This window comes from Planctobacterium sp. AWH2_060, from assembly GCF_056158425.1.
The window spans coordinates 4,296,185-4,308,853 of the sequence record NZ_JBSWTG010000001.1 but is presented as its reverse complement, the minus strand read 5'-3'; the positions used below and the strand labels follow the sequence as shown (position 1 = coordinate 4,308,853).

The 12,669-nt window shown below is 46.9% G+C and carries 14 protein-coding genes; 9 read left to right on the top strand and 5 right to left on the bottom strand.

Features of this window, described 5'->3' with window-relative positions:
* Nucleotide 1: 1 nt before the first annotated feature.
* Nucleotides 2-1,909 (bottom strand): CBS domain-containing protein, encoded by a 1,908-nt coding sequence (locus tag ACXAD8_RS18480; RefSeq protein ID WP_475231449.1) that lies wholly within the window; start codon nucleotides 1,907-1,909, stop codon nucleotides 2-4.
* Nucleotides 1,910-2,252: 343 nt separating this feature from the next.
* On the opposite strand from ACXAD8_RS18480, the gene ACXAD8_RS18475 reads away from it, so the two are divergent.
* From ACXAD8_RS18475 to ACXAD8_RS18450, 6 genes are all read left to right on the top strand, one after another.
* Entirely contained in the window at nucleotides 2,253-3,482 is a 1,230-nt protein-coding gene (locus tag ACXAD8_RS18475) for an ATP-grasp domain-containing protein (RefSeq protein WP_475231448.1), read from the top strand.
* A 41-nt stretch (nucleotides 3,483-3,523) separates the two neighbouring features.
* Complete coding sequence (locus ACXAD8_RS18470; protein ID WP_475231447.1) at nucleotides 3,524-4,645, top strand: alpha/beta hydrolase-fold protein; 1,122 nt, start codon at nucleotides 3,524-3,526, stop codon at nucleotides 4,643-4,645.
* A 32-nt stretch (nucleotides 4,646-4,677) separates the two neighbouring features.
* Nucleotides 4,678-5,841: an ATP-grasp domain-containing protein gene (locus ACXAD8_RS18465; protein ID WP_475231446.1), complete on the top strand. Its 1,164-nt coding sequence runs from the start codon at nucleotides 4,678-4,680 to the stop codon at nucleotides 5,839-5,841.
* Nucleotides 5,842-5,846: 5 nt separating this feature from the next.
* Nucleotides 5,847-6,587, top strand: a complete 741-nt coding sequence (locus ACXAD8_RS18460; protein ID WP_475231445.1) for an esterase family protein — start codon at nucleotides 5,847-5,849, stop codon at nucleotides 6,585-6,587.
* A gap of 56 nt (nucleotides 6,588-6,643) precedes the next feature.
* Nucleotides 6,644-7,189 carry a heme NO-binding domain-containing protein gene (locus ACXAD8_RS18455; RefSeq protein ID WP_475231444.1) on the top strand — a complete coding sequence of 182 codons (546 nt, stop codon included), beginning with the start codon at nucleotides 6,644-6,646 and terminating at the stop codon, nucleotides 7,187-7,189.
* Nucleotides 7,190-7,261: 72 nt separating this feature from the next.
* Nucleotides 7,262-7,951, top strand: a complete 690-nt coding sequence (locus ACXAD8_RS18450) for a helix-turn-helix transcriptional regulator (RefSeq protein WP_475231443.1) — start codon at nucleotides 7,262-7,264, stop codon at nucleotides 7,949-7,951.
* A 10-nt stretch (nucleotides 7,952-7,961) separates the two neighbouring features.
* Here ACXAD8_RS18450 and ACXAD8_RS18445 read toward each other — a convergent pair whose 3' ends face one another.
* On the bottom strand, nucleotides 7,962-8,357 hold the full coding sequence (locus tag ACXAD8_RS18445; RefSeq protein WP_475231442.1) for a rhodanese-like domain-containing protein: 396 nt from the start codon (nucleotides 8,355-8,357) through the stop codon (nucleotides 7,962-7,964).
* 117 nt (nucleotides 8,358-8,474) lie between these two features.
* On the opposite strand from ACXAD8_RS18445, the gene ACXAD8_RS18440 reads away from it, so the two are divergent.
* Together ACXAD8_RS18440 and ACXAD8_RS18435 are read left to right on the top strand one after the other, a co-directional pair.
* Entirely contained in the window at nucleotides 8,475-9,446 is a 972-nt protein-coding gene (locus ACXAD8_RS18440; RefSeq protein ID WP_475231441.1) for a helix-turn-helix domain-containing protein, read from the top strand.
* A 52-nt stretch (nucleotides 9,447-9,498) separates the two neighbouring features.
* Nucleotides 9,499-9,789, top strand: coding sequence for a YebG family protein (locus ACXAD8_RS18435; protein WP_475231440.1), 291 nt, complete (start codon nucleotides 9,499-9,501; stop codon nucleotides 9,787-9,789).
* A 9-nt stretch (nucleotides 9,790-9,798) separates the two neighbouring features.
* On the opposite strand, the gene ACXAD8_RS18430 is transcribed toward ACXAD8_RS18435, so the two are convergent.
* Nucleotides 9,799-10,692, bottom strand: coding sequence for a DMT family transporter (locus ACXAD8_RS18430; RefSeq protein WP_475231439.1), 894 nt, complete (start codon nucleotides 10,690-10,692; stop codon nucleotides 9,799-9,801).
* 126 nt (nucleotides 10,693-10,818) lie between these two features.
* Here ACXAD8_RS18430 and ACXAD8_RS18425 point away from each other — a divergent pair, with 126 nt between their 5' ends.
* Nucleotides 10,819-11,718, top strand: coding sequence for a LysR family transcriptional regulator (locus tag ACXAD8_RS18425; RefSeq protein ID WP_475231438.1), 900 nt, complete (start codon nucleotides 10,819-10,821; stop codon nucleotides 11,716-11,718).
* A 31-nt stretch (nucleotides 11,719-11,749) separates the two neighbouring features.
* On the opposite strand, the gene tusA is transcribed toward ACXAD8_RS18425, so the two are convergent.
* A complete protein-coding gene (gene tusA, locus ACXAD8_RS18420; protein WP_475231437.1) occupies nucleotides 11,750-12,034 on the bottom strand; it encodes a sulfurtransferase TusA in 285 nt (94 codons plus the stop codon).
* Nucleotides 12,024-12,665: an orotate phosphoribosyltransferase gene (gene pyrE, locus ACXAD8_RS18415; protein WP_475231436.1), complete on the bottom strand. Its 642-nt coding sequence runs from the start codon at nucleotides 12,663-12,665 to the stop codon at nucleotides 12,024-12,026. The genes tusA and pyrE overlap by 11 nt, the downstream gene beginning before the upstream one ends.
* Nucleotides 12,666-12,669 lie beyond the last annotated feature (4 nt).

The following is a 12,669-nucleotide window of genomic DNA, read 5'->3' as shown; positions in this document are numbered from 1 at the left end:
TTTAGCCCCCCTTTTCCAGCCATTTAGAAAACTCGTCCATTAACTCAGCCTCGGTCAGCATACCCACCAGGCCGTCTTTCGACAGTACCGGTAAACAACCCACCTTGTGGGTGCGCATCAGATACATAGCCTCGTCAATGGTATGAGTGGGCGTAATGGTGATGGGCTCTTTACTCATCACTTCCTGCACAGGCACCAGGTGCACATCACCACGAGCAGCGTATTTGCCATAAATCTGCAGAATACTGCGATAAGACACAACCCCAATCAGTTTGCCGTTGTCTTCAACGGCCACATGCCGAATGTGATTCCAGTGCATTATCTTCGCTGCTAAATCAATGAGATCATCCGGGTGCACGGTAAAGATATCAGTAGACATCACCTGCTCCACCAGTTGATTGTGCTGTTTAATAGCGGTAATTTCCGGAGGTGTAATATCATTCCAGGCGTGCACTGGTTCACCCGATGATTGGCGGTTCAACATGGATGCGGTCAGCACGCGACAGGCATTCTCTTTTTTAATGCCTTTATCCAGAATGGTGTTGTAATTACGCAACATCCAGATGGCACCATTTTGGTTGTGTTTGGTGCGCTCTTCAACAACTCCCAAATATCTGTCGATATCTGTGGAATCAATGCCCCGATCTCTGAGGCCTTCTTTGGCCAATGGCAACAACTCCTGTAACACCAGATCTTCAAATCCGTATTTCTTGCCTTTGAACCAGTGGAAATCGGTTTCCATAGAATGCTTAGCGGCATTATTGAAATTTAGTTTGGCATCGGAGAAATCCATACACTTGGAGATATCCCCCACTTCTTTGCTATAGCCACACAGCAAGCCCAGATAAAAGGCACTGTTGGCCATGGTATCCAGCGGTGTGGGGCCTGCTGGTAAAATACGATTTTCTATGCGCAAATGAGGTTTGCCATTGCTGATCCCGTAACAGGCGCGATTCCAGCGATACACTGTACCATTGTGCAAACACAACGCCTGTAATTTGGGGACTTCACCCCGCTCCAGAGCGTCGAAAGGATCGCAATCAATATCCTGAGCAAACAACACCCTAAACCGGGCAATATCTTCCTGAAATAACTCCAGCACCGATTCTTTTACCCAGTGATTGCCAAACCAAACTCTGGGCTCCTGCTCGCGATTGGCTTTATTGGCAGAGCGAGTATCAATGGCCTGTTGAAAAAGAGCAATTCGGGTTTCGTGCCACAGACGTTTGCCCATCAGTATTGGACTGTTTGCCGCCAGTGCCAATAAGGGGCCGCTAATGGCCTGCGCGATATTGTAATAAGTGGCAAAATCTTCCGGGGTCACCTGAAAATGCAGCTGAAAGCTGGTATTACAGGCTTCAATAAGCACATTGTCGTGGGTGAACATCAGTTCATCCAAACCTTCAATGTTAAGCCGACTGTCTTCTCCACGCATACCGCAAAGCACTTCATTGATCATGCGATATCTGGGTTTCGGGGTAATGTTACTGAGATTGAGGTCGGATTTGCTGATTGTGGGTAAGATGCCGGTCTGGGCCACATAGGCGCCCATTTCATTGGCCTTATCCCGGATTTGTTGTGTGAGTTGTTTTAACTGAGTTTCGATACGTCGGAGACTTAAAGCATCAAATTCTTGCGGATCCAGATTCGCTTCCAGATTAAACAGCGCCAACTCAGGTGTAAAATAATTTTCATCCAGAGCGTTAAGTAAATCATGCCCCACGGAAGCGGGTCGCATATGAGCATCTACGAGGAAAAATTCCTGTTCGGCACCAATCCGACTTTTGTCCTTTTCGAACATGTCGTTTTCCAGCATTTGCTCAAGTGCCTGGATGTCTCTGAGCAAATGCCGCATAAACAAGCGAATCGCATCTGCGGAACGATTTATACTGACTTCATGCTGGCCCATCCCAGCCTCCTTGTTTTTCTGATTTTAATACGTACCGAATACTTTATAGCAATCATTTGTTGCGTTCTTTCGGGCCTTAACTCTCACTTAAAAAAGCGTCACACAACAACAAAGGTAATTTGACTATACGCACAATTTTTTCATTTGTTAACGCTTTTTTAACGCCCTATCCCTTACCGTTAAAAGGCTGCAGAGATATTCAGTTTACGTAAAGGGAAAGCTAATCAGAGAGCATGTGGTTATTATTTAAACACTCGGTCAATCAGTGCCAGTTTGCCGTTTGCTATCCCTCGGTTTAGCGTCTACACCTATATCGGATAAGTGCAGTTACAGTGAGCAGGACATGAACCACAAAAAACTAGGATTATTGTTAGGCGATGAAGAGGACTGGCCGCGAGCATTTGAAGGGCTCTCTCGTTGGATGGGCTCTAAATTTAATTGGCAAAACCAGCAGACTCAGATCGACGTTGAACGGGTGCGAATTCATCCCTTCAGCCTGCAACATGGCACCAGTTACAACCTGGTGATTGACCGTCTGGCTTACTGGCACTTTACCCCCAGAGAATGGCTGAAAAAAGCCGCGCTGATGAACGACCTTTACCTGCTCAACAACCCGTTCAGTTTTCAGAGCATGGAAAAACACAGTGCCTATTGCGCTATGATGCGGCTGGGATTCAACGTTCCGGAAACCTGGTTTTTACCGCCCAAAGTGGGGCCCGATAACAAGAAATACGGCGCCACAGCAGCCCGCTACCACGATTTGTTTGACCTCCCGGAAATAGCCCGAAATATAGGTTATCCGATATTTATGAAGCCTTTCGATGGCGGAGGCTGGCGTGGCGTTACCCGGGTGGACAACGAAGAAGAATTGATGGCGGCCTATCACGCCTCGGATAAAGAGTTGATGCACATTCAAAAAGGGCTGGATAATTTTGATGTGTTTGTGCGTTGCCTGGGTATTGGTCCCGATGTGCGCAGCTTTAAGTACGACCCGGCACAACCGCAACACCTACGCTATGTGCTCACCGATAAGGTGGTGGACGACGACACCAATGAGGAAGCCCTGCTGACCACAAAAGTGATCAATGCCTTTTTCCGCTGGGATTTTAATTCCTGTGAGGCCATATACAAAGACGGGCAACTCTGGCCAATGGATTTTGCCAATGCCTGCCCGGATATCGCCCTCACCAGCCTGCATTATTACTTTCCCTGGGCGATTTCATCATTGTATGCCTGGTCTTTATTCTGCCTCGCAACTGAGCGTCCTATGCATGTCACCATGGATATCAAACCCTATTACGAAATTGCCGACTCTGATCGCAGTTTTAAAGAAAAGCTGCGGGAGTACGCCAAGCTGGCGGATCAACATCTGGATACAGAGCGCTACTGGGAATTCCGACAAACAGCGCTCAAAAACCTCGACGAAGTCATGTGGCACTTTACCCGTTCTGAAGAGTTTGACCAGATTATCGTAGCCACCGTACAGGAGATATTTCCAGATCATGAACAAGAGCAATTTATTCATCACTATCGGCAACTGATACAACAATGGGTAAATGACAATAATCGCTAAATAAAATTTGAGTGCTTGGTTCGGCGCGGATTATCAGTATCATGCTAACCGGAAGAACAGAAACTAAGCTCGTAAAGATGACAGCCACCAGCACTATAAATTTTGCCGTTGAGGCCGAACACCGGGGGCCTGCACTTTGGGTTACCGGAAATCACGCCAGTATAGGTAACTGGCAACCAGAAGGCTTGCCGTTGCACAATCACAATGGTATCTGGAGAAACAGCCTGCAGGTACCCAAAGGCACTGGACTGGAGTTCAAAATCACCGATGGAACCTGGGAAAACGAGGCCATCCTCAACGAAATCGCCGCAAAACAGAATTTTCGGGTGGTGGCCAATGACGATATAGAACTACAATTATCGGTAAACCACTGGCACAACAATCCACCACCTATGCAGGATCAAATACTCGGCAAAGTGGACTATCTGGGACACATCAGCGGCAAAGGCTTTCGTGAGCGAGAAGTGATTGTCTGGCTACCAACCGCTTATTTAAACAACCCCACCAGGAAGTTCCCAGTGTTGTATATGCACGATGGGCAAAACCTGGTGGATCCCAATACCGCGTTTTTACACAGCGATTGGCGCATGGATGAAACCATTGAATCGTTAGCCGCTCAGGGTCAAATCACACCACCGATTATTGTTGGCCTGTACAATACCGAAGACAGACTGGAAGAATACGCTGACAACCAGAAAGGACGGGACTATCTGCGTTTTATCGTAGAAGAAATAAAGCCCATGATTGACGCCAGCTATCGCACACTAAAAAGCAAAAAGCACACGGCGGTTATGGGTTCATCCATGGGTGGACTCATTTCCTTTTTAGCAGCCTGGTATTATCCATCTGTATTTGGTCATGCCGCCTGCCTGTCACCGCTATTTTGGGGCAAAACCACGGTTGTGGTGAATGCCTGGCAAATGGTAAAGGCGAATCCCAAACACAAGCTAAACGCCCGCCTTTATCTGGATAACGGCACACAAGATTTAGAGCGTAAACTGATGCCCGGCTGTCTAAACATGCTTAAAGTGTTGCAAGAACGTGGCTATCGGGAAGGAAATAATCTAATGTGGTTTAAAGATGAAGGTGCGTGGCATAACGAAGCGGCTTGGGCAAATCGCGTCTGGCGACCGTTAATATTTATGTTTGGTAAAGAGTCCTGACACAAACTCTTACCGGAACCTGAGGGGTTACAATGAATTTTATTTTTCTGTCTCCGCAATTTCCACCCAATTATTATTTGTTCTGTGAGGGCCTAAAAAAACGCGGCGTCAATGTTATCGGACTATCGGACGCGCCATTTGAAAGTCTGCCGCCACAGCTGGTAGCTAACCTGTCAGATTATTATCAGGCCAGTTCACTGGAAAAATACGACGAGGTATACCGGGCGGTCGCCGCACTGATTCACAAACACGGTCGTATCCATCAGATTAATGCTCACAATGAACACTGGCTGGAGCTGGAAGCCCATTTAAGAACCGATTTTAATATACCCGGCATCAATCTAAGCATTCTGCCGGATGTCAAAAACAAATCCGATATGAAACGCCGCTTCAGGCAAGCGGGCTGCTCCGTAGTAGAAGGCGCGGTCGTGGCTACCGCGCAACAAGCCCATGCTTTTGTGGAAAAATATGGCTATCCTCTGGTGGCCAAACCGGATAAAGGTGTGGGCGCTTCCGGTACCTATCGGATAAGCAATCACGGCGACCTGGAAGAATTTCTGCGCATCAAAGGCGATGCGATTTTCTTTTTCGAAGAATTTATCGAAGGTGATATTTTTACCTTTGACGGCATGGTGGACTACAACGGCACCCCCTTGTTTTTAATGTCCTGTACCTACTCCTCAGGGGTAATGGATATCGTCAACAAAGACCTGGACATCTACTACTATTACGACCGCCAAATCCCGGATGACCTTATTATCGAAGGTAAAAAGGTACTCAAAGAATACGATCTCAGAATGCAGTTTTTCCACTTTGAGTTTTTTCGGCGCTACAAAGACAACAAACTGCTCTGCCTGGAAGTGAATATGCGTCCGCCCGGTGGACGGGCGATGGACATGTTCAATTTCGCGATGGACGCCAACCTATATGATGAATGGGCCAATGCACTTTGTCATAACGCGCCAACGCAAAATCTTAGCATTAATCACTATTGCGCCTACGTGGGTCGCAAGCACCACTATCAATATAAACTCTGCCACCACGACATTCAGCAAAAATACGGTCACCTGATCCGCTACCAGGGTGATGTGCCCCAGGTATTTGCTCGCGCTATGGGTCAATACTGCTATATTTTCTGTTGTCACGAAAAAGACGAAATGCTGGCCATTTGCCATGCTATCCTGGAAAAGGTTTAACCATCATGCATATCGAATATCACCAATGGTACAGCGAGCGTCTTGGCCGGGAGATGGAACTCAAGGTATATGGTCATTACGGTAAACCGGTTTTGGTATTCCCCAGTTCTGGTGGTCGCTTTCATGAGTTTGAAGACTTTAAAATGATCGAGGCCGCTTCAGAGTTCATCAACAATGGCCAGCTAAAATTCATCTGTATCGACAGCATAGATAAAGAAACCTGGCTGAATAAGCAAGCCAGCGATGAGCATATCGGAGGCCGGCACGAAGCATTTCACCGCTATGTTACCGATGAGGTGGTGCCTTTTATCTGGCAACTATGCGGCGGCAAAATTGGGATTGCCACCCACGGGTGTAGTATGGGGGCTTATCATGCCGCTAACTTCTTTTTCAAAGAACCGGGAGTTTTTGATGCGGTGCTGGCATTCAGCGGTGTGTACGACATCAAAAAGGTATTGGGCCGCAATTATGGCACCGAACAACTGTACTTCAATTCACCGTTAGACTATCTCCCCAATATGAATGATCCCTGGTATCTGAGCAGATATCAGAACAGTAAAATTATCCTGTGTGTGGGTCAGGGAGCCTGGGAAGATGAAATGATGGAAGACACTGCCACTATGAAATCTATTCTGGCAGCAAAACAAGTGGATGCCTGGGTGGATTTCTGGGGTCATGACGTTGACCACGACTGGCCCTGGTGGCGCAAACAGTTGGTCCACTTTTTACCCCATATCATCAACTGAAAGGTCCTGAAGAAATGCCATTTATCAAAGCAATACAAGTGTAAGGAGAGCCGAGAGTGAAAGGTGTAGTTTTTACCGAATTTATGGATATGGTGGAAGAAGTATTCTCTGACGAGATCCTGGATGAGATCATCGATGCCGCTAATCTGCCCAATGATGGTGCTTACACTACCGTTGGTACTTACGACCATGAGGAAATTGTAAGGTTAGTGGTAGCCCTCAGCGAGCGTACACAGGTGACAATACCAGAACTTCTGGAAGCATTTGGCAATCACTTATTGGGTCAATTTGTAAAAGGCTATCCACAGTTTTTTTCTGAAGCAAAAGATGCGTTCGACTTTATGTCCAACATTGACGGTTATATCCACGTAGAAGTTTTAAAACTCTACCCGGATGCGGAATTACCTAAGTTTTTCCACGAACGTTTGTCTGATTCTCACCTCTGCATGTACTACTTATCTTCCCGCCACTTTGAAGATTTGGCGGTAGGCTTAATCAAAGGTACTCTGGCTCATTACCAGGTAGAAGGCAGTGTTACCAAGTCGGAATCCCAGTGGCAGGGACAAGACGCCATCAGGTTTGATATTGTCCTCAGTGATTGATCACTACTGACAAATTCTGACAACTGTGTCAGTAAAATCAGATATCACAACCGTGAAAACAGCGCTTCACCAATGAAAAAAGCAGAACGCCTATTTAGTCTTTTTACCCTGCTGGCCAGTCGTCGCACTGCGATTACTGCAGAGGCCATTGCCGATGTTATGGAAACCTCCATCCGCACCGTATACCGGGATATCCGTTCGCTACAGGTTGCCGGAGTAAATGTTGAAGGTGAACCTGGCATAGGGTACTTATTGGGGCGACAAAACCAGCTTGCGCCGCTGATGTTTACCCCGGAAGAAGCGCTGGCATTATTAGTGGGGAGTCAGATGACTCAGGCTTTCACCGATCCCAGTCTGGCATTAGCGGCCCAGAAAGCCACAGACAAATTCAAAGCGGTGTTACCTGAATCCACCAAATTGCTGCTAGAGCGACAGCCCTACTGTATTCCGATTTTTGAGGAAGATGCTCCCTACCGAGAAACTCACGCGCTGCTGCGCAGGGCTTGTGAAAATCACCTGAAAATATCAGTCAAATACCATGATCTTAAGGGCCAGAGCAGCGAACGCATACTCTGGCCTTTGGGGATTCTCGGTTGGTTTGGCAAGTGGACGCTATTGGCCTGGTGCGAATTGCGGGATGATTATCGCAACTTTCGCTTTGAAAGGTTCAGCGATATTCAACTCACCGAGCAAACATTCGCTACCAGTGCCACATGCAGTTTAAAACACTACCTCAAGTCATTCGAAGAATGCCTGGATTAGCTGTGCAGGCTCATTCTGTGTGCAACTGAAAGCCCTCATCAATCCAACCGGTTACACCGCCAATCATTTTCTTCACCGGACGATTGAGTTTAGCCAGACGTATCGCTGCCTTCTCCGTCGCATTGCAATGAGGACCGGCACAATACACCACAAACAAACTATCTGAAGGATATTCCGCCAGGGTTTGCTCACTAATTTTTGCATGCGGCAAATTCACCGCCCCTTTGATATGCCCCGACTGAAAGACACTTTCGGCCCTGACATCCAACAAAATAAAATCCTGACGTTGATTGCTCATGGCGAAATGCACATCCCAACAATCTGTTTCAAATTCCAGCAAAGACTCAAAATGTGCTAATGCACGAGTGGAGGATGCTGCAGGTATTCTGGCTACCGGTGATGCCATGGTTTTTCTCCGTTGATTGTGACGCTAAAAAGTATGAACAAAATATATTCGGATTAACATTGGCTTATTTACAAAGGTTCGTTAAGATTAGGCCATATGAAAAAGTGAGGTATCGCAATGAAGCGCGTGGCAATTTTAACCTTCGATCATCAGGCATTATTTGAACTGGGCTGCGCCACTGAACTTTTTGCGCTCCCCAGACCAGACATAGATAGCTGGTACCAGACAGATATCGTCACCTTTGAACCCGGCCAGCAACTGGCCACTGGTGGTCTGCTTATTGAAAGTAAGAAAGTACAGCATCTGGACGGTTACGACATGTTGGTGATTCCATCCTGGAGTAGTCAGCCGAGAGAGATTTCCCCTCAACTCAAAAACGCCATCATGAAGCTGCATTATCAGGGTAAGCGCCTGTTAACTTTTTGTTCTGGCTCATTTTTGCTGGCCGAACTGGGCTTGCTACGAGGCCGGAAAGCCACCACCCACTGGATGTACAAAGAGGCATTCCAGTCCCGCTTTCCGGATTGTGAATATGTAGATGACGTTTTGTACCAATACGACGGTGAAATTGGCTGCTCTGCCGGTAGCTCTGCAGCCATTGATCTGGGCATTGAAGTCATCCGTCAGGATTATGGCCATGATATAGCCAACAAAGTGGCGCGCCGATTGGTATTGGCCGCTCACCGCAGTGGTGGTCAATCACAATACGTGGATAAACCGGTAAACCGGGGGCGCAACCTGTTCACAGAAACGCTGGATTGGGCCATCGCCAACCTGGATCAGAAACTTGATATTGATACTCTGGCGCAGCAGGCCAGCATGTCCCGTCGTACCTTTGATCGAAAGTTTCGTGCCACCTTCAACATGAGCGCCAACGCCTGGTTGATAGAACAGCGTGTGGCACTCGCGAAACAACTACTGGAAGAAACCCAACACAATATAGAACGGGTAGCGCAATACGCCGGATTTGATAATGCCATGACCTTACGCCATCACTTTCGCAATCTGGTGCATATCACCCCCACGCGCTATCGCGAACAATTTAAAGTAAAACAACAATCCGAGAAAGACTTGCAAAAATCTGCTTAAGGGTCATACTAACAACTGTATATATCAACAGTATCAAAATCGAGGTTTACCTATGGCGGTAATCACTAAGTATGTAGTGGAGCACAAAGGGGTGGAAAAGTTGGTTACGACTGACAAAAAAGAGGCGGATAAATACGACAAAATGTTGGAAGTCGCTGACAACCTGGCAATTTACCTGGAAGCCAAAGGCATCAAACTGGAAGAAAGCCTGATGGAAGATTTATCCATTACCCTGTCCAAAAACAAAGACAACCTGAACAAGCTGTTTAAAGGTGTAGAAGCAGATACCCTGTTGAAGGAAGAAAAAGCCGAAGTGGTCGCGCTGCAATCGAAAAAAGCCTGACGTAACTTGTCAGGAGCTTTTTGGCAAAGTTGGCGGCCCTTTATTGGCAAAATACCCGGCCAACGTTGCCATGATAAACGCCAGGCCATAGATCAGCTGAAACGCTTCGCTAAAGAACAGCACCAGATAAAGCAGTGATACCAAGGGTGTAGCAAAAGTAAAAGTGGTGGCGAAGCTCATGTCGGCCTTTTTAATCGCCCAGATCCACAGCAAGTAGGAAATGCCGTTCACCAATGCACCATTAACCAGTATCGGCAACAGGCTTTCCTGAGCAGGCAACTGCCATTGCCCCGACAGGCTCAACTGCACTCCCGATGCTATTGTTGCTACGGCAAAATAGGCGGTAGTGAGCGCCACAGGCTCATAGTGGAAATACTTACTCAACACTGAAAACAGCGCAAAACTGCAGGCCCCCACAAACACCCAAAAGATTGCCAGAGGTTCACTGACAGTGACACTACTAAGCTCACCTTTGGTTAACACCAAAACTACTGAGCTGAACCCCAATACAACTGCCAACGTTTTGTATCTGTGCCACTGCTCTTTTAAGATCACGACGGATAAAACACAAATAGTCACCGGCCAAGTATATTGGGTTACTAAAACCTCAACACCGTCTGCCAGCGAATAGCCTTGGTATAGCAACCAGTAGTAAAGCCAGGTGCCCAACAAACCATTAGCAACTATTTTTAGGTAATCAGGTTTAGAAAATTGCATAAAATGACGCCATTTTCCGGTAAAGCCAGCCACTGCCGCCATAACCAGAAATGATGTAATACTGGAAAAAAACAGAAATTGCTCGCTACTGAGTCCCACCTGCCCGGTCTTTGCCACAACCGGAATGAGTCCCCAAAGCAAAACACAAAGTGAAGCGAGTATCGCTGCCTGAAGCCTGTCTGTCATTGTAGCCCTGATGTTAATAACAACCTTTTACGTCATTATCATGCAACTTAACATTTATTAATATTAATATCTTTTGATTACAGATATCATATTTCAGAATCTCTATTTGGTAATCCAGGATTTATTATGGATTTTAAAAAATTAAGAACCTTCAGAGCGGCAGCACAGTTTCAGAACTTTAGCGACGCTTCTGCACACCTGGGTTATGTGCAATCTGCGGTTACGAATCAGATTAAGGCGCTAGAAGAAGAGTTACAAACGGCCCTGTTCCGACGCACCGGACGGGGTGTTGCCCTGACCGAAGCAGGACTTAAACTGCAGGAATACTGTGAAAAACTGTTTAACCTCAGAGACGAAGCAACGCAGGCCATTAAAGGCGACAGCGCACACAAAACAACGGTGCGCATAGCGGGATACGAAACCTTGCTGACTTATCGGCTACCTGAGGAAATCCAAACCTTTCACCACAAGCATCCGGAAACCAATCTGCAAATTCACCCCGTCGCAGTTAAGCAGTTGCGGCAACTGGTGTTAAGCGAAGAAATTGATCTGGCTCTGATCTTTGATGATCCGGATGTTAATGCCACTCATCAATTAGCCGGGCTGGAGCAACATTCACTGGGCGAGGAACAAATTATTATCGTTGCTTCACCATCCCATCCACTTGCAACAAAACAGGAAATTACCATTAATGACCTGGCTGGAGAAACCCTGTTGCTCACTGAGCAAGGCTGCCATTACCGCAATCGCTTCGAGAAAGCCCTGATTCAGGCCGGTGCCTTAACCGGTACTTTGATTGAATTTACCAGCATAGAAGCGATTAAAGCTTGCGTGAGAAGTGGCACAGGTATCGCTGCTATCAGTAAAGTGTCAGTGCAGTCGCAATTGGACAAGGGGGAGATTTCAGAAGTAAAAATCGAGGGTTTGTCGTTGTCCGTGGGCGTATTACTCGTGAGCAAACACAAAACCCACAACAACAGCGTAAACGCCTTCATCCAGCAATTAACAAGGGGTCAGAGTTCTTGAAACATTTTCAAGTACTCTGACCCCTTGAAAATTATGCTTTTGTCTGGCCTTTTTGGATGAGGAACTGATAGGGCATCTGTTCTGTTTGTTGCGCAACTAAAGTGTGCTCCATAAAACGACAAAAGCTTGGGATGTCGCGTTTTGTCGCTGGATCATCTGCATCAATCAGTAAAGTTTGTCCGTCTTCCATATTGCGGATTTCCAGACGCACCATCATCACCGGCTCAGGGCACCTCAACCCCAAAGCATCCAGATGTTTACTGGCACTTTGACTGAGGTCGTCGGTTAATGGCTGAGGCTGAGCTTCAGATACCATAGCTGGCACGGTATTGGGTGATGTTTTCCAGGTGCTGCGCCATCTCAGGCTTGTCTTTCAGATATTCAATCAGATCGACCAGGCTGACGATGGATACAACCTGAGTATTGAAATCCCGCTCCACTTCCTGAATAGCCGACAGTTCACCTTTGCCTTTTTCCTGACGGTCTAATGCAATCAATACACCAGCCAATGAAGCACCGCATTCATCAAGCAGAGTCATGGACTCGCGAATTGCTGTGCCAGCAGTAATCACATCATCCACCAGCATCACCCGTCCTTCCAGTGGACTACCCACCAGATTACCGCCTTCTCCGTGGTCTTTTTTCTCTTTGCGGTTAAAGCAATAAGGTGTATCAATATCATGCTTTTCGGCCAGTGCTACTGCAGTAGTAGTGGCAATAGGAATTCCTTTATAGGCTGGTCCAAACAAGACATCGAACTCAATATTGGCGGCCACTAAAGCTTCGGCGTAATATTGGCCCAGCTTAGCTAAATCACGGCCGGTATTGAAAAGACCGGCATTAAAAAAGTAAGGGCTTTTACGACCTGATTTCAAAGTAAATTCGCCGAAGCGCAATACATTGCGCTCCAGGGCAAACTCGATAAAGGCTTTTTGATAAGCTTGCATTTTG

Excerpts from the sequence above, each read along its gene's own strand:
- ACXAD8_RS18480 (WP_475231449.1), bottom strand. The coding sequence starts at position 1,909 with ATGGGCCAGCATGAAGTCAGTATAAATCGTTCCGCAGATGCGATTCGC.
- ACXAD8_RS18475 (WP_475231448.1), top strand. The coding sequence starts at position 2,253 with ATGAACCACAAAAAACTAGGATTATTGTTAGGCGATGAAGAGGACTGG.
- ACXAD8_RS18470 (WP_475231447.1), top strand. The coding sequence starts at position 3,524 with ATGCTAACCGGAAGAACAGAAACTAAGCTCGTAAAGATGACAGCCACC.
- ACXAD8_RS18465 (WP_475231446.1), top strand. The coding sequence starts at position 4,678 with ATGAATTTTATTTTTCTGTCTCCGCAATTTCCACCCAATTATTATTTG.
- ACXAD8_RS18460 (WP_475231445.1), top strand. The coding sequence starts at position 5,847 with ATGCATATCGAATATCACCAATGGTACAGCGAGCGTCTTGGCCGGGAG.
- ACXAD8_RS18450 (WP_475231443.1), top strand. The coding sequence starts at position 7,262 with ATGAAAAAAGCAGAACGCCTATTTAGTCTTTTTACCCTGCTGGCCAGT.
- ACXAD8_RS18445 (WP_475231442.1), bottom strand. The coding sequence starts at position 8,357 with ATGGCATCACCGGTAGCCAGAATACCTGCAGCATCCTCCACTCGTGCA.
- ACXAD8_RS18440 (WP_475231441.1), top strand. The coding sequence starts at position 8,475 with ATGAAGCGCGTGGCAATTTTAACCTTCGATCATCAGGCATTATTTGAA.
- ACXAD8_RS18435 (WP_475231440.1), top strand. The coding sequence starts at position 9,499 with ATGGCGGTAATCACTAAGTATGTAGTGGAGCACAAAGGGGTGGAAAAG.
- ACXAD8_RS18430 (WP_475231439.1), bottom strand. The coding sequence starts at position 10,692 with ATGACAGACAGGCTTCAGGCAGCGATACTCGCTTCACTTTGTGTTTTG.
- ACXAD8_RS18425 (WP_475231438.1), top strand. The coding sequence starts at position 10,819 with ATGGATTTTAAAAAATTAAGAACCTTCAGAGCGGCAGCACAGTTTCAG.
- tusA (WP_475231437.1), bottom strand. The coding sequence starts at position 12,034 with ATGGTATCTGAAGCTCAGCCTCAGCCATTAACCGACGACCTCAGTCAA.
- pyrE (WP_475231436.1), bottom strand. The coding sequence starts at position 12,665 with ATGCAAGCTTATCAAAAAGCCTTTATCGAGTTTGCCCTGGAGCGCAAT.